Annotated in this window: 15 protein-coding genes; 6 read left to right on the top strand and 9 right to left on the bottom strand. The window is 64.2% G+C overall.

Going from position 1 to position 15614, the window contains the following annotated elements; genetic code table 11:
- Window positions 1-16: 16 nt before the first annotated feature.
- From Q9451_RS05730 to Q9451_RS05720, 3 genes are all read right to left on the bottom strand, one after another.
- Entirely contained in the window at window positions 17-622 is a 606-nt protein-coding gene (locus Q9451_RS05730; protein WP_012274308.1) for a 3'-5' exonuclease, read from the bottom strand.
- Between the two features lie 8 nt (window positions 623-630).
- Window positions 631-1110: an NYN domain-containing protein gene (locus Q9451_RS05725; RefSeq protein ID WP_012274309.1), complete on the bottom strand. Its 480-nt coding sequence runs from the start codon at window positions 1108-1110 to the stop codon at window positions 631-633.
- Window positions 1111-1290: 180 nt separating this feature from the next.
- Entirely contained in the window at window positions 1291-2049 is a 759-nt protein-coding gene (locus tag Q9451_RS05720) for a DUF2076 domain-containing protein (RefSeq protein ID WP_012274310.1), read from the bottom strand.
- 166 nt (window positions 2050-2215) lie between these two features.
- On the opposite strand from Q9451_RS05720, the gene Q9451_RS05715 reads away from it, so the two are divergent.
- Both Q9451_RS05715 and Q9451_RS05710 read left to right on the top strand, forming a co-directional pair.
- A complete protein-coding gene (locus Q9451_RS05715; protein WP_012274311.1) occupies window positions 2216-2872 on the top strand; it encodes a YciC family protein in 657 nt (218 codons plus the stop codon).
- A gap of 87 nt (window positions 2873-2959) precedes the next feature.
- Window positions 2960-3451, top strand: a complete 492-nt coding sequence (locus Q9451_RS05710) for a hypothetical protein (RefSeq protein WP_012274312.1) — start codon at window positions 2960-2962, stop codon at window positions 3449-3451.
- Between the two features lie 18 nt (window positions 3452-3469).
- On the opposite strand, the gene hrpB is transcribed toward Q9451_RS05710, so the two are convergent.
- Window positions 3470-5998, bottom strand: a complete 2529-nt coding sequence (hrpB, locus tag Q9451_RS05705) for an ATP-dependent helicase HrpB (protein ID WP_238045883.1) — start codon at window positions 5996-5998, stop codon at window positions 3470-3472.
- Between the two features lie 116 nt (window positions 5999-6114).
- Between hrpB and Q9451_RS05700 the strand changes: the two genes are divergently transcribed.
- Together Q9451_RS05700 and Q9451_RS05695 are read left to right on the top strand one after the other, a co-directional pair.
- Window positions 6115-6534, top strand: coding sequence for a hypothetical protein (locus Q9451_RS05700; RefSeq protein ID WP_012274348.1), 420 nt, complete (start codon window positions 6115-6117; stop codon window positions 6532-6534).
- Between the two features lie 22 nt (window positions 6535-6556).
- Window positions 6557-7429, top strand: coding sequence for a cation diffusion facilitator family transporter (locus tag Q9451_RS05695; protein ID WP_012274349.1), 873 nt, complete (start codon window positions 6557-6559; stop codon window positions 7427-7429).
- Window positions 7430-7463: 34 nt separating this feature from the next.
- Here the strand turns inward: Q9451_RS05695 and Q9451_RS05690 are convergent, their stop codons facing one another.
- Complete coding sequence (locus tag Q9451_RS05690) at window positions 7464-8300, bottom strand: DUF6515 family protein (RefSeq protein WP_012274350.1); 837 nt, start codon at window positions 8298-8300, stop codon at window positions 7464-7466.
- Window positions 8301-8691: 391 nt separating this feature from the next.
- On the opposite strand from Q9451_RS05690, the gene Q9451_RS05685 reads away from it, so the two are divergent.
- Complete coding sequence (locus Q9451_RS05685; protein ID WP_003249795.1) at window positions 8692-9168, top strand: Lrp/AsnC family transcriptional regulator; 477 nt, start codon at window positions 8692-8694, stop codon at window positions 9166-9168.
- A gap of 54 nt (window positions 9169-9222) precedes the next feature.
- Entirely contained in the window at window positions 9223-9426 is a 204-nt protein-coding gene (locus tag Q9451_RS05680) for a DUF2788 domain-containing protein (protein ID WP_003249787.1), read from the top strand.
- A gap of 35 nt (window positions 9427-9461) precedes the next feature.
- On the opposite strand, the gene Q9451_RS05675 is transcribed toward Q9451_RS05680, so the two are convergent.
- From Q9451_RS05675 to Q9451_RS05660, 4 genes are all read right to left on the bottom strand, one after another.
- Window positions 9462-10100: a pseudouridine synthase gene (locus tag Q9451_RS05675; protein ID WP_012274351.1), complete on the bottom strand. Its 639-nt coding sequence runs from the start codon at window positions 10098-10100 to the stop codon at window positions 9462-9464.
- 6 nt (window positions 10101-10106) lie between these two features.
- Window positions 10107-11570, bottom strand: a complete 1464-nt coding sequence (gene amn / locus Q9451_RS05670; protein ID WP_012274352.1) for an AMP nucleosidase — start codon at window positions 11568-11570, stop codon at window positions 10107-10109.
- Window positions 11571-11675: 105 nt separating this feature from the next.
- Window positions 11676-13328 carry an acyl-CoA dehydrogenase family protein gene (locus tag Q9451_RS05665; protein ID WP_012274353.1) on the bottom strand — a complete coding sequence of 551 codons (1653 nt, stop codon included), beginning with the start codon at window positions 13326-13328 and terminating at the stop codon, window positions 11676-11678.
- A 126-nt stretch (window positions 13329-13454) separates the two neighbouring features.
- Window positions 13455-15443 (bottom strand): hybrid sensor histidine kinase/response regulator, encoded by a 1989-nt coding sequence (locus tag Q9451_RS05660; RefSeq protein ID WP_012274354.1) that lies wholly within the window; start codon window positions 15441-15443, stop codon window positions 13455-13457.
- Window positions 15444-15614 lie beyond the last annotated feature (171 nt).

The following is a 15614-nucleotide window of genomic DNA, read 5'->3' as shown; positions in this document are numbered from 1 at the left end:
GTATTGCCGGCCAGCCCTAACGGTACTTGGCCAGCGTGTCGCGCACCTTTGCAGCCGGGACTTTCTGCAACCGACAAAGCAGGCCGTGCGAAAGTTGCTGTAAACCGTGGTCCTGGCGCAACACGCCAGTCAGGTGTTGCAGCAGGTTGGCGGCCATTTCGGCATCGGCCATGGCCCGGTGCGCGGTCCCGGTGTCCGGCAACCCAGCCCAACGTGTCAGAGTACCCAGCTTGTGGTTCGGCGCCGCCGGCAGCAGGCGCCGTGACAGCAGCAGAGAGCAAGCGAACGGCTGGCTGCGGCTGCGACCGATGCGGCTCAGTTCGTAGTCCCAGAACTTCTGGTCGAAGGCCGCGTTGTGCGCCAGCAATGGGGTGCCACCGACAAACTCGGCCACCTCGTTCATCACTTTGTCCACCGGCGGCGCAGTGCGCAACATGGCGGTGGTGATGCCGGTCAGGCCGGCGACGAAGGCCGGCACTGGCACGCCCGCGTTCATCAGGCTCTGGTAGCGTTCGACAATGCGCCCGCCTTCGAGCATTACCACCGCCACCTCGGTGGCGCGGCAACCGGCACCGGGGGAAACACCGGTGGTTTCAAAGTCGATGACAGCGATACGTTCCATGAAAAACCTTAGTGTTTGAGCAACAGTGCGCCCTCGATGGGCACATAGCGGGTGGCGGCACGGATCAATGACAGCGCCGTCAGCCCCGGCACGCCATACACCACGGCTTCGGTGCCATGGCGCTGGATCACCCGCTCCAGCAGCAGGTCGAAATCACCATCGCCAGAAGCCAGCACTACCTGGTCGACCCTGCTTGCCGCGTCGATTACATCCAGGGTAATGCCCACATCCCAGTCGCCTTTGGCCGAGCCATCGCTGCGCTGGATGAAGGGTTTGAGACGCACGTCGAAACCGAGGTTGCGCAAAATCTGCTGGAACTGTTGCTGCTTGGCGTCGCCACGGTCGATGGCATAGGCCACGGCTTCGACGATCTGGCCTTCGCGGCTGACGTCGGCCCAAAGGGCGGTGTAGTTGAAATGGCAGCCATGGGCCTGGCGCACGGTGTAGTAGAGGTTCTGCACATCGGCGAACAGCGCGATCTTTTTCACCTGGGAACCTCGTGTCCGGTCTGGGATTTTGGGGCTGCGTTGCAGCCCTTTCACGACACAAGGCCGCTCCCACAGGTCGGGCAATGCGTGTGAAGCCTGCACTTTACCTGTGGGAGCGGCCTTGCGTCGCGAAAGGGGCGCACAGCGCCCCTCAAAAATGCCAGCAGTATGCCAGACCTGTCAGACGTACGAGTCGTCGTCCGAGAAGAACCCGCCATCATCGCTGCCATAATCGCTGTCGGCGTAACCACCCTGGTCACTGCCCCAACCGCCATTGTCAGCCACTTGCTGCTGACCGCCCTGGTCGTTCCAGCCGCCGCTGTCGCTGGCCGGTGTCGGTTCTTCCTTGATCACCTCGACCACTTCTTCCGGCTGCGAGTTGTGGTTGAACAGGCTGCTGATACCCTGCGCCAGCAACACACCACCGGCCACACCGGCAGCGGTCTGCATGGCCCCACCGAGGAAACTGCTGGCGCCGCCGCGCGCCGGCGCGGCGGCAAAGCCAGGTTGCTGTGTTGGCGGCTGGGAGAAGCCCGGTGCCGAAGGCTCGCGCCAGCCACCACCCGACGCCACCGGGGCAGCAGCGGGACGCTGCGGCTGCACCGCCGGGGCCGCGTTACGCCCACCCGAACCAAAGATGCTGGACAGGAAACCACCCCCGCCATTGCTTGGCGCGCTGCTGGCGGCTTGTGCGGCCTGGGCCTGGGCGCGGGCCTGCTGCAGTTCGGCCTCCAGCTGCTTGTTCTGCTCGTCGAGGCGCTTGATCGCAGCCTCCTGCACCAATATGGCTTGTGCCATGTAGTAAGGCGCCGCCGGCTGTTGACGCAGATGTTGCTCGATGCACGCCTGGGCCTGCGGATCGCGCGGCTGGCTCGGGTCTTCAGCTTGCTTGATGCGGCCGAACAGGCCGTCGATCAGGGTTTGTTCTTCAGTGTTCATGGGCGACCTCGTGGGGTAGCGGGACAACGGACAGCGTCAAAGATGGGGCGTACGGACGCGGGATTCAATCACCGGCGCGGTGAAACTTTTTTCAGCAAGTGACAGCCCCAGGCCTGCTTTGGGCTAAAGTTAGGCCCCTGTTTTTACTGCCATGCGATGTTGACTGATGAATCCGCTGAGCGTTCTGCGCGACTCCCTGTACTTCTTCCGCCGCCACCTGCCGAACATTGTCCAACTGTGCCTGCCGCTGGTGGTGCTGGAAGCCCTGCTCACTCAGTTGCTGTACCGGCAGTTGGGCGACCAGGCATCGCCTGCCTACGGCATGCTCGTCAGCCTGCTGCTCTACCCGCTGTACAGCGCCGCGCTGATCCTTTACCTCGATACCCGCAGCAAGGGCCAGGAAATCGCCAAGCGCGACCTGTTCGCCCGCGCCCTGCAGCTCTGGCCACAACTGGCCCTGCTGATTCTCATCAGTTCGCTGCTGATCATGGCGGGCCTTGCCTTGTTCGTCTTCCCGGGCGTATGGATCATGATCAATCTGGTGTTCGCCGAGTACCTGCTGGTGCTGCGCGGCCGCCCGGTGGTGCAGGCGATGCGCGAAAGTGCCAGCATGACCACCGGTCACTTCATGCGCATCATGTTCTGTGTGGTGGCTGTGCTGGCACCGATCTGGCTGATCGACGGGCTGCTGCTGATGGCTTTCCCAGAACCCTCGCCTGGCATGGAGCTGGCCATGGACAGCCTCAGCGGCTTCCTGCAGCTGTTCAGCACCGTGGTGCTGTACCGCCTGTTCATGCTGCTGGAAGGTGAAGCCGGCGCCTGAGGCAACCGGGGAAAGTCTTCGATCTGCCTGGGCGTCGCGCTTGGGCATTAGGGTGCGAAACCTTCAATGCCAACCGAGGAAAGCACCATGCACGAAGACATCAAAGCGGAATTTGCCAGGTCGTTTCGCGGCAGGCTGTACATGCGCGCCGTCAACCGGTACATCCCACTGCGCCTGAGCCGCAGCAGTGACAAGTTCAGCTGGGGGGTTACCCCTGAGGATGACTGGCTACAGGTTGGGGGAAAGCAGGACTCGCCGGTGATGGACTTTCATTACCACTCGCAGACCGACGATCGCCTGCATCACCACATCAGCATCCCTGGGCGACCACAAGCCAAGAAACTGGGCATCAGCCGCAATGGCTACCTGGGCTTCTACTGGCATGCCGACGTCACTGACTACTGGAAGATCGAGCCACTGGAGCTGACCGAGGACGGCCTGGTCTGCCATCTGCGCGACCACCGAGGCCACAGGGTTGGCATCATCAAGGATACGCCGCACAAAAGCGGCGACTGGGTGGCCTTGCTCAATGTCGAGGAAGGTGAAGTGTTCACCTTCCTGCTCGTACCGCTCGACTGACAGCCGCCCCGGCCACGCTCAGGTCCCCCGAGGTTTGGCTCGCGCCGTAGCCTCGGCCACCAAGGGGTCGTCAGGCCAGTAATGCTTCGGATACCGCCCCTTCAAATCCTTCTTCACCTCGGCGTAGGTGGTGCGCCAGAAGTTCGCCAAGTCCTGGGTCACCTGCACCGGCCGGCGTGCGGGTGACAGCAGGTGCAGCTTGACCTGCTGCCGGCCGTTGGCGATGCGTGGGGTGTCGGCAAGCCCGAACAGCTCTTGCAAGCGCACGGCGAGGACCGGCGGGCTCTCGCTGTAGTCCAGACGAATGTTCGAGCCGGACGGCACCGCCAGGTGCGCGGGGGCCTGTTCGTCCAGGCGCTGTGGCAGCGGCCAGGGCAACAGGTTGCGCAACAGCGACGGCAGGTCCAGCGCGGCAAAGTGGCTAAGGCGCGACACTTTGCCCAGGTAGGGCTGCAGCCAGTCTTCCAGGTTGGCGAGCAGGGCCTCGTCGCCCAGGTCGGGCCATTCGCTGTGGCCATCCTTTTCCAGGTCCAGCTGGCGCAGCAGTGCCACCCGTGCCTGCCACTGGCGCAGTTCCGGCGTCCAGGTCAGCAGGTTCAGGCCCTTGCGCCGAACCAGGCCAAGCAGCGCCCTGGCCTTGGCCTCGTCATCCAGGCCGGGTAGCGGCTCACGGCTGAGGACCAGTTCGCCAACCTTGACCTGCCGCTCGGCGCGCAACACCTGCTCGCGCTCGTCCCAATCAACGATATCGACCCGCTCGACCTGCTCGGCCAGCACGCCATCGAGCAACGCCGGATCGAATTCGGCGGCCAGGTAGATGCGCTCCTCACGCTGCCCCTGGCGGCTACCCAGGTCGGCGACTACCAACCAGGGGCACTTCATCAACGCGTCAACCTCGGCAAACAGCGCCGCACGGCCGTTGGCCAACCGATACTCCGCCCCGCCCTCGCGGCGCTGCAGGGCGACGCGGTCGGGATAGGCCAGCGCCAGAAGCGCGCCCAGCCAGCGCGCGTGGTCGGGGTCGGCGACCGGCGCACCGGCCTTGCCTCGCAACAGACCACGGTACTGGCGGGCCAGCTGACGCGCCCGCTGCACACCACCCTGGCCGCCACGCGCCGCCTTGCTTTCGCCACTGACCAGCGCCAGCCGGTTGTGCAAGTCCGCACCACCCCCACGCTGGATATCCCGCTCCCCCAGCAGCGCAGCCACATCGCAGGCCATCTGTGCCAGGCCCAGGTCCTGGCCACGCAGCAGCAAATGCGCGATGCGTGGGTGCGCCGGCAGTTCGGCCATGGCCTGGCCGTGTTCGCTGAGGTTGTCACGGCTACCAGGCTTGAAGGCATTGAGCCGCACCAACAGGTCTTGGGCCTGGGCGAACGCGGCAGCCGGCGGTTGGTCAAGCCAGCGCAACTGCTCGGGGGTAACGCCCCAGCGCGCCAGTTGCAGGGCCAACCCGGCCAGGTCGGCCTGGAGGATTTCGGCGCTGCCATGGGCGGCCAGTTGCTCATGCTGGGCTTCGGACCACAGGCGGTAGCACACGCCGGGCTCCAGGCGGCCGGCCCGGCCGGCGCGCTGAGTGGCGCTGGCGCGGGAGATACGCTGAGTGTCCAGGCGGGTCATACCGCTGCCAGGGTCGAAGCGCGGCACACGGGCCAGGCCGGCATCGATCACCACACGCACGCCATCGATGGTCAGGCTGGTTTCGGCGATGTTGGTGGCCAGCACCACCTTGCGCAGGCCCTTGGCCGGCGGGTCGATGGCGGCACGCTGGGCATTGAGATCCAGTTCGCCATGCAGTGGGCAGAGCAGAATTTCGGGCCGATCGCCCAAGGCCTCCTGCAGGCTCTGGTGCACCCGGCGGATCTCGGCCTGCCCAGGCAGGAATACCAGCACGCTGCCGGCTTGGTCTGCCAGCGCCTGCAGCACGCTGTCCACCACCCGTGGTTCGATGAACTCGCCCGGCTGGAACGCTCGCCCCCAACGGATATCCACCGGATGCATGCGGCCTTCGCTGCTGACCACCGGCGCATCGTCCAGCAACCGCGACAGGCGCTCGCCTTCCAGGGTGGCGGACATCAGGAGAATCTTCAGCGGCGGGTCGTCACGCAGCAACTCGCGGCCATTGAGGCTCAGCGCCAGGGCCAGGTCGGCATCCAGGCTGCGCTCTACGAATTCGTCGAAGATCAGCAAGCCCACACCCTCCAGTGCCGGGTCGGCCTGCAGGCGGCGGGTGAGGATGCCCTCGGTCACCACTTCGATACGGGTTTTAAGCCCGACCTTGCTGTCCAGGCGGATGCGGTAACCCACCGTTTCCCCCACCTGCTCGCCCAGCTCGCTGGCCAGCCGCTCGGCGGCCGCCCGCGCCGCCAGGCGCCGTGGCTCAAGCATCAGGATGGTCTGCCCGGCCAGCCACGGCTCGTGCAGCAGCGCCAACGGCACGCGGGTGGTCTTGCCAGCGCCGGGCGGCGCTTCAAGCACCGCTTCGTCACGGTTTGCCAGGGCCTGGCGCAAAGCGGGCAAGGCCGCATCAATGGGTAATGAAATCATGGTGGTCCTCGAACAGTCTGGCGAGTATAACGGCGAACCCAGCCTGCTCTATCATGGTCTTAGCATCAGGCGCAGGCGCTTCGCTTGCCCTGCTGAACACCTTCTCGGAGATTTACATGCGCATCTCGACCCGCGTCATCGGTGGCGCCCTCATTGCCACCCTGCTGACCCAACTGACGGCCTGCGGCACCATTTTCTACCCGGACCGGCGCGGCCAGATCGGCGGCAAGATCGACCCTGTGGTTGCCGCAATGGACGCCATTGGCATCCTGTTCTACGTGATCCCTGGGCTGATCGCCTTCGGCATCGACTTCGCCACGGGCGCCATCTACTACCCAGGTGGCCGCACCGCCCAGGTCGACCCAGCCAAACTGCAAGAAGCCGTCAAACCAGATGGCAAGGTCGACAACCTCAAGTTGCAGGCCATTCTCGAAAGCGAACTGGGCCAGCGCCTGCCATTGGACGACCCTCGGCTGATCCAGCACCGCGGCAGTGTCGAGCAGTTGGCCAGCCTGGGCCTGGTGCCAGCCGCCTGAGCCACAAGGACACCGACCACGGATGATCACCACCCCGGCTGAACACCAGCGCCTGCTACGCCTGGCCACGCGCGCGTCATTGGCGGTGGCCAGTATTCTGGTGCTGAGCAAGGCGCTGGCCTGGTGGCTGAGCGGTTCGGTGAGCCTGCTGGCCGGGCTGACCGATTCGGCACTGGACGCTGTGGCCTCGTTCCTCAACCTGCTGGCGGTGCATTATGCGCTGCGCCCGGCAGACGACGATCACCGGTTCGGCCATGGCAAGGCCGAGGCCCTGGCCGGCATGGCGCAGGCGCTGTTCATCGGGGTCAGTGCAGTGCTGATCGGCGTGCAGGCGGTCGAGCGCCTGCACACCCCGCAACCGCTGGGTGATACCGCCATCGGCATCGCGGTGATGCTGCTGTCGCTGGTGCTGACCGTCGCCCTGCTGGCCTTGCAGTACAAGGTCATCCGCCTGACCGGCTCTACCGCGGTGCGGGCCGACTCCCTGCACTACCGCTCGGACTTGCTGCTAAACAGCAGCATCCTGCTGGCCCTGCTGCTGGCGCGTTTCGGCTGGCCCCAGCTGGATGCGCTGTTCGGCCTGGGCATCGCCTTTTACATCCTCTGGAGTGCCTTGCAGATTGCCCGCGAAAGCACGGCAATCCTGATGGACAAGGAACTGCCCAGCGATGTCGGCGAAGACATGGCCACGCGGGTACTGGCCATTCCCGGCGTCAAGGGCGTGCACGACCTGCGTACGCGGGTGTCGGGCAACCAGTGGTTCGTGCAGTTGCACCTGGAGCTACCAGGGCAGCTACCACTGCATGAAGCACACGGATTGTGCGTGGAGGCCTCACGGGTGATCCGCCAGCGTTATCCACAGGCGGATGTGATGGTGCACGCCGACCCGGTATAGATATTCTTCAGGCTAACAGGCCGCGCCTACCGCTTTAGTTGATGCTGTATCCCCGGCCACTGAAGCAGGCACCCAGCGCCCGCCGATAATTGTCGAGCACATTGGCTGGCGGTGCGTATGTCGCCGTCGCCGGGTCGAAGCCGGATTGGCTCACTGCCCAGCGATGGCACTGGTAACGGTCCTGTTCCTGCTGTTCCTGCCCCTGGCCATACATCGGGTAAGCCACCACGTCATACCCACCGTTCGACGGTGCCACCGGTACGGGCGCCGGCACGCCGACCGGTGGGTTGACCACCACGTACTCCTGGCTGTCCGCCAGGTACTGGTAGTAGGTATCGGCTACCAGGAAGAACAGCCCACCCCCCAGCCACACTTCCCGCGCATAAGGCGGCAGGTAATTGACCCGCACGCCATAGGGCGGCCTCACCACGATGTAGCTGCCACCATGAGGGCGGTACCAGTAGCCGCCGGAGTAGAAGTAGTCAGCACCACGGTAAGGCACTTTCCAGTAGCGGTCGGGAAAATGGTCGACTGTGTGCCCGGGGCGATACTGCGGCCCAGGCCCCCAGCCATTGCCATGTCCATCTGGGCGCCCTTGCCAGTCACCACCGGGCCGTTGCCCAGGGCCACCGGCTTGCCAGTGATGGTCATCACCGTGGCGGCGGGGAATGTCCTGGTAATAACCCTGGCGCGGGGGCTGGGTCTGGCGCACTTCGTCGCGCGAGTTGAGCGAGCGGCCAGGCACGCCCTCACCTTGCACCTGCTGGCCGCGTTCGCCATGCCCCTCGCCCGGCCCTTCGGCCATGGCCCCGAGGCTGATGCTCAAACCCAGCAAACCAACACCTGCCAACTGCCAGATGCGCGACTTCATGGTATTCCTCTCGGTAGAAAACTGCGCCCGCAACCAGTCTACCGCGCCCATCACGCAGGCCAATTAAATTTCCGGACAGAAAAAAGGAGGCCACAAGGCCTCCCTTCAGGAATTGTCGTCCGTGCTCGGCACTTGTGGCGCCGGCTCACCTCACACCGTCTTCTGGAGGGTGTGTAGCCCGGGGGCCTGCAGATCCTGTTGGATGGCTGGCCGCGACCGCCCGCCTAGGGCGCGTCGCCGTGGACTGATGTCCGGGCAGTGATTCTGGTGATAAAGATACCGGACGGCTTGCGACAGATGATTGCGAAGATTGCTCAGATAAATAGCACTTGCGCAATTTTTCACCCTGGATTGATAATTCGCCGCAATACGAACAGAAAAGGCAAATGCCATGAGCAAACTTGACCGTTACGACCTGAGCATCCTCGCCGAATTGCAGCGCGATGCGCGCATTTCCAACCAGGAGCTGGCCGAACGCATCGGCCTGTCACCTTCGCCATGCTCGCGTCGGGTCAAGCAACTGGAGGACGATGGCTACATTTCGCGCCAGGTTGCGCTGCTCGACCGCAAGAAGCTGGGCCTGAGCCTGACGGCCTATGTGCTGATCGGCATGGACCGCCACACCCCTGAGCGTTTCGAAACGTTCGAGGCCGCCATCCGCAACCTGCCGCAGGTGCTGGAATGCAGCCTGGTCACCGGCATGGATGCCGACTACCAGCTCAAAGTGGTGGTGCCCGACATGGACCACTACCAGAAACTGCTTCTAGGCAGCCTGACCCGTATCGAAGGCGTCACCAGCGTGCGTTCGAGCTTCGTGCTCAACCAGGTACTGGCCAGCACCGAGCTGCCATTGACCCACCTGCGTTAAACCCTCACGCCAGCCAGCGTATAATCGGACGCTCAACCCGCCTGGAGAACACCGATGGATCCCGCCGTATTCGAAGAGTGGATGATGATCATCCTGGTCACCGTGCTGATCGGTTTCATGGGCTTCATCGTCTGGGACCTGGCAAAAAAATCCAAGGCGGGCAAGTTCGGGACGCTGATCCTGTTCTTCGTGCTGGGGCTCGGGGTGCTGGCCTTCATCATCAAGAGCGTGGTGGTGGGGTTTCTCGAAGGGGTGTAAGGCTCAAGGCTGCCGGGAGCGTGCTGCGGCCCCGGCTAGCGCTTTAATTTTGCCGGGACTTCGCGCCAGCAACCCTGCTCCAGCCCATCCAGCGCCCAATCGCCAATCCTCACCCGCACCAGGCGCAAGGTCGGCAACCCCACCGCTGCCGTCATCCGCCGCACCTGGCGGTTACGCCCCTCCCGGATCACAAGTTCCAGCCAGCTGGTCGGCACGCTCTTGCGAAAGCGTACAGGCGGGTTGCGCGGCCATAGCTCGGGTTCTTCCAGCCGCCGCGCCTCGGCCGGCAAGGTCGGCCCATCGTTCAGTTCCACACCGTCACGCAAGCGCTGCAACTGCTCGTCGCTCGGTTCGCCCTCCACCTGTACCCAGTAAGTCTTGGCCAACTTGTGCTTGGGGTCGGCAATCCGCGCCTGCAGCCCGCCATCGTTGGTCAGCAACAGCAGGCCTTCACTGTCGCGGTCCAGCCGACCGGCCGGGTACACGCCCGCGATGTCGATGAAGTCTTTGAGGGTCGCGCGCCCTTCGCAGTCGCTGAACTGGGTCAGCACGTCGAACGGCTTGTTGAACAGGATCAGGCGCGGCTCGGCCGGTGGCGCCTTGGCCTGGCGACGCGGGCCGGTGGCAGGCCGCGCCTGGGGACGGCGCGGCTTGTTACGGGGTGGCAGTGACATGAATCCTCAGCGGAACGGCGGCTCATCGAAGCTGCGCAGTTTACGCGAGTGCAGCGAGTTGAGCTCGGTGCGCAGCAGGTCGAGAGCAGCAATGCCGATTTTCAGGTGTTGGCTGACCGCGCGGTTGTAGAAGGCGTTGGCCGAACCCGGCAGCTTGATCTCGCTGTGCAGCGGCTTGTCGGACACACACAGCAAGGTGCCGTACGGCACGCGCAATCGGTAGCCCTGGGCAGCGATGGTGCCGCTTTCCATGTCCACCGCCACCGCACGCGACAGGTTGATCAGCGGGCGTTCCTGAGCCCAGCGCAGCTCCCAGTTGCGGTCGTCGTAGGTGAGCACGGTGCCGGTGCGCAGGCGCTTCTTCAGCTGTTCGCCACGCTCGCCAGTGACCTGCGCGGCGGCTTCCTGCAAGGCCATCTGCACTTCGGCCAAGGCCGGGATCGGGATATTCGGCGGCACAACCCGGTCGAGAATCCCGTCGCGGCGCATGTAGGCGTGGGCCAGCACATAGTCGCCAATGGTTTGCGACTGCCGCAGGCCACCGCAGTGGCCGATCATCAGCCAGCAGTGCGGGCGCAGTACCGCCAGGTGGTCGGTGATGTTCTTGGCGTTGGACGGGCCGACACCGATGTTGACCAACGTAACACCGTCGCCGTCGGCGGCGATCAGGTGGTAGGCCGGCATCTGGTAGCGGTGCCAGACCACGCTGGCCACCAGGGCCTGGGTTTCGCCGTGGTCCATGCCCTTTTCGATCACCACGTTGCCCGGTAGCACCATGCGCACGAAGCGCGGGTCGTCACGCAGTTGCTCCAAGCCATGGCTGATGAACTGGTCGACATAACGGTGGTAGTTGGTCAGCAGGATCCACGGCTGCACATGGCGCCAGTCGCTGCCCGTGTAGTGCACCAGGCGGCGCAGCGAGAAATCGACCCGCGCGGCATCGAACAGCGCCAGCGGCAGCACTTCGGCACGGTCCCAGTCGTACAGACCATCGGCGATATTGTCGGTGGCGGCCGACAGGTCGGTGCTGGGGAACACCCGCGCCAGCTGCGCGGCGGTAATGCCGCTGCCGGCCAGCTCGTCGCCCTGATCGACCACGTAGGGGTACGGGATGTTCTGTTCACTGACGCCGACTTCTACCGTGACGGTGTAGTCGTGCATCAGCGGGCGCAGTTGCTCCAGCAGGTAGCCACGAAATGCAGCAGGCTGGGTGACGGTAACGCTGTAGGTACCGGCTACCTGGACCTTGGCGTAGGCGCGCGTGGTGGCGGCGACCTCACCGTGGCTGATGTAGGTCAGGCGCAGTGCCGGGTAGCGGAACAGGTCGCGCTCCTCGGCGTTCGGCTCGGTACGGTCCTTCAGGTAACGCTTGAGGGCCTGGCTAAGGGCCCCGGTGGCCTGTTCATGCAGGGCCGCCAGACGGTCGACGGCCTGTTCGGGGGTATCAACGACTACAAAAGCTTGGCTCACACTGTGCTTCCTGTCTGGACATGCATGTGAACCATCTTGCCTGCCTTCTGGGTTAAATACACCCCCATTGATCGGTGCTGGATTCATTCGCGGGCAAGCCCGCGCCTACAGCGGCCAGGCGGGCGTAGCCCTTGTTACCAGCGCCTCGACATCAACCCCCCGCGGCAATGCCCCGTACGCCCTCCCGCTCCCGGCCAGGCGGCTGCCGATAAACGCATCGCTGACCACCGCATTCCCCGCCTCCAGCAACAGCTTGGCCTGCAACGCCAAGGCTATATCTTCGGTCAACTGCCGCGCCCGGTACTGCATGTCGCCGGTGTCGGCAAACGCACCCTTGAGGTTGCCGATGTGCGCCGCCAGGCGCGGGTCGCCATGGCCATCGCCCAGTTCGGTGAACAGCGCATCGAGCACACCCGGCTCCTTGGACAAGGCCCGCAGCACATCCAGGCACTGCACATTGCCCGAGCCCTCCCAGGTCGAGTTGACCGGCGCCTCGCGGTACAGCCTTGGCAGAATGCTGTCTTCCACATAACCGGCGCCACCCAGGCATTCGGCAGCCTCGTTGATCATGGCCGGCGCACGCTTGCAGATCCAGTACTTGCCCACCGCCGTGACCAGCCGGGCGAAATGCGCTTGCTGGGGGTCGTCCAATTGCTCCAGCGCCTGGCCCATGCGCAGGCTCAGGGCCAGTGCCGCCTCGCTTTCCAGGGCCAGGTCGGCCAGAACGTTCTGCATCAGTGGCTGCTCGTTCAGCACACGGCCACCGACCTTGCGGTGCGCACAGTGGTGGGCGGCTTGGGTCAACGCCTGGCGCATCAAGGCGCTGGAGCCGACCATGCAGTCGAAACGGGTCATGGCCACCATCTCGATGATGGTCGGTACGCCCCGCCCTTCTTCGCCAATCATCCACGCCAGCGCCCCACGGAACTCCACCTCGCTGGAGGCGTTGGAACTGTTGCCCAACTTGTTCTTCAGGCGCTGGATATAGAACTGGTTGCGGTTGTCATCCGGGCGGTGGCGCGGCAGCAGGAAGCAACTCAGGCCTTTTTCGGTTTGCGCCAGGGTGAGGAAAGCATCACACATGGGCGCCGAGCAGAACCACTTGTGGCCGACCAGCTCATAGGCCTGGCCAGGGCCTGGTGCACCGACAGGGTAGGCCCGCGTAGTGTTGGCGCGCACGTCGGTACCGCCCTGCTTTTCAGTCATGGCCATGCCCAGGGTGACCCCGGCCTTGTGCCGGTCGCCGACGTTGCGCGGGTCGTACTCGCAGGCAAGAATTTTTGGCAGCCAGTATTCGGCCAGCTCAGGTTGCAAGCGCAGCGCCGGCACAGCGGCGAAGGTCATGGTCAGCGGGCAACCGGTGCCAGCCTCGGCCTGGCTGTGCAGGTAGGTCATCGACGCCCGCGCCACATGGGCGCCTGCGCGGGGTTCTGCCCATGGCAAAGAAGGTAACCCGTGCTCGACGGCGGTGCGCATCAGCACGTGGTAGGCCGGGTGAAACTCAACCAGGTCGATGCGATGGCCATAGCGGTCGTGGCTGCTGAATTCAGGCTTATGCGCGTTGGCCAGGAAGCCCGCCTGCATCAGTGGGCCGCCGGCCAGGGCACCGTAGGCATCGATCCGCGATTCGGCCCAGCCCGCGCCAAAACGCCGGGACCATTCTTGCAATGGCAAGTCGAGGCGGTACAGGTTGGCACCGTCGAGGGACGGCGGCTGGTTGGTGACTTCGTGGGTTTCAGCGTACTGGTGCAGGTTCATCGGGGGGCTCCTGGATCCGGGTAGGCTTGAGAGACCCAGTGAAGCACTCCCTGCGGGGCAGTCAAAGTGGCATTCATGACTAAACGTGTGGCGGTGGGAGCAAACGCGCGCCGTAGGCCATGAGTGCTACAGCGAGCGCCGTGACTGCAGAATACTCGGACTCATCTGCACCTGCGAAATAGCCATGTTCAAACTGAGTTCAAACCGGCTGCCCAACCCGCGCGTCGACTCATGCGCCAACCTGGCGCCCAGCAATTCCCCCATCTGCCGGCAAATCGACAACCCGATCCCCAAGCCGCCGTAGCGCCGGGTCATCGAACCATCCACCTGGAAGAACCGCTGGTACAGGGTCGACTGGTCCAGGTCATCAAAGCCGATACCGCTATCACTGACCGTGAAGGTCAACGCCAGATCGTCCGGCCCCACGCGGCGGCCGCGCACCTGAATCATCACCCCACCCTGATGAGTGAACTTCAAACCGTTGTCCACCAGGCAGCCCAGGCAGTGCGCCAGTTTCTGCCCGTCACCGAGCAACCCGTCCGGCAGGTCGGCCGGGATATCCAGGCTCAGGTACAAACCTTTGCCCAAGGCCTGCCCGGCATAACCGGCGCGCACCCCCTGCAACAGGGCGCGCAGGCTGAACGGTGCTGGCTGCGCCCGTAGGCGGCCGGCCTGCAGTTCGGACAGAGTGAGGATCGCATCCACCATGTCCATCATGCCCTGGGCAGACCCCGCCGCCGTGCGATGGTACTGCGCCATTTCGGCCTCCATCGGCAGGGTGTGCATCAGCTCCAGCGAGCCAATCACGCCGTTCATCGGGGTACGCAGTTCATGGGTGACGCTGGCCAGAAACTCGTCCTTCAGACGGTTGCTCCTGGCCAGTTGCAGGTTCAGTTGCTCCAGTGTGCGCCCGGTTTCGCGCAAGGTCTGCGCCTGCTGCTCACGCAGGCTGTTGATACGGTCGGCCAGCGCCAGCGACAGCAAGGCCACCTCCAGCGCAGAACCCAACTGGCTGGCATACATGGTAATGAACACATTTGGCAGGTAGCCCAGCACCATCAAGGTGTTGACCAAGCCACCGAGCAGGAACGCAGTCCAGGCGATAATGAACCAGCGCGCCACGCGCAAGCCACGCCACCAGGCGTACAAGCCGGCGCTGAAGATGCTCACGGTAAACAGCAATGCCAGCAGCGTGGCCATGCGCAGGGCAATGCCGTAGGGCATGCTCACCGCCAGCACCATGACCAGCGCGCCGCCCAGCATCAGTAGCTGCAGCAGCCGGTCGAAACCACGGCTGGTGTTGCCCAGTTGCAGGAAGTGCCGGGCGAACTGGCAACCGAACAGGCCGGAGGCACCAATGAACAGTGGCGTGGATGCATTCGCCCACCAGGGGCTGTCCGGCCAGAAGTAGGCCACGCCCGCACCGTTCACCGACACCTGGTACAACCCGAACGAGGCAATATAGAGGATGTAGTAGAGGTAGCTGACGTCGCGCACGCTGAGGTAGATGAACAGGTTGTACACCAGCATCACCAGCAACACGCCGTAGATCATCCCCAGCACATACAGGCGTGTGGGCTGCTCCTCCATGTAGGCCTCGGCGGACCACAGCGCCAACGGCACCTGCACCGAACCCTGGCTGTGCAGCCGCAGGTAGGCGGTGGTCACCTTGCCAGGGGGCAACTGCAGTTCGAACAGGTAATTGTTCTGCAGGATCTGCCGGCTGTCGTAGGGCAAGGCATCACCGGTGCGTTGCGCCAGGCGGTACAAGCCGCTGCTGTCAGGCAAAAATAGCTCAAGGTGATCCAGCGGCGGGTAGGCCAGCTCCAGCAGCCATTGCCGTGGGGCCGCGCCAGGCGCGGCAAGCGGGCGCAGCTCGACCTTGAGCCAGAACACCGAGGTGGAGTAACCGGCGTTCAGCACGTCTTCATGGTGGGCTTGGAAGTGTTTGGCGAACCCAGGGGCACTGACCTGGGCAATGCTGGCACTGCCATCGAGGTCTTCATAAACCTGCATGGCCTTGCCCAGTGGAAGATGCCGGGTAGCGTCGTCGAAATCGACCGCTCCGGCCAGCACGGGCAGCAAACCCAGAAGCACAATCAGCAAATAGCGCATACAGCCCCAGCATGGCCTGTCCGGTCGCGTCGCGGTAGCCTCCCATCCGTTTGAGACGACGTGATCCTGCAGAACCCGTTTGTCGAGTTATCCGAGCACTCTAGCATAGCTTCACAACCTGGTAATCGGCCATATAAAAACACAAAGAAAAGGCTCTAACTCAATGCTTTC

Source organism: Pseudomonas sp. NY8896, assembly GCF_039634505.1.
This window is presented reverse-complemented; position numbering and strand designations above follow the sequence as displayed.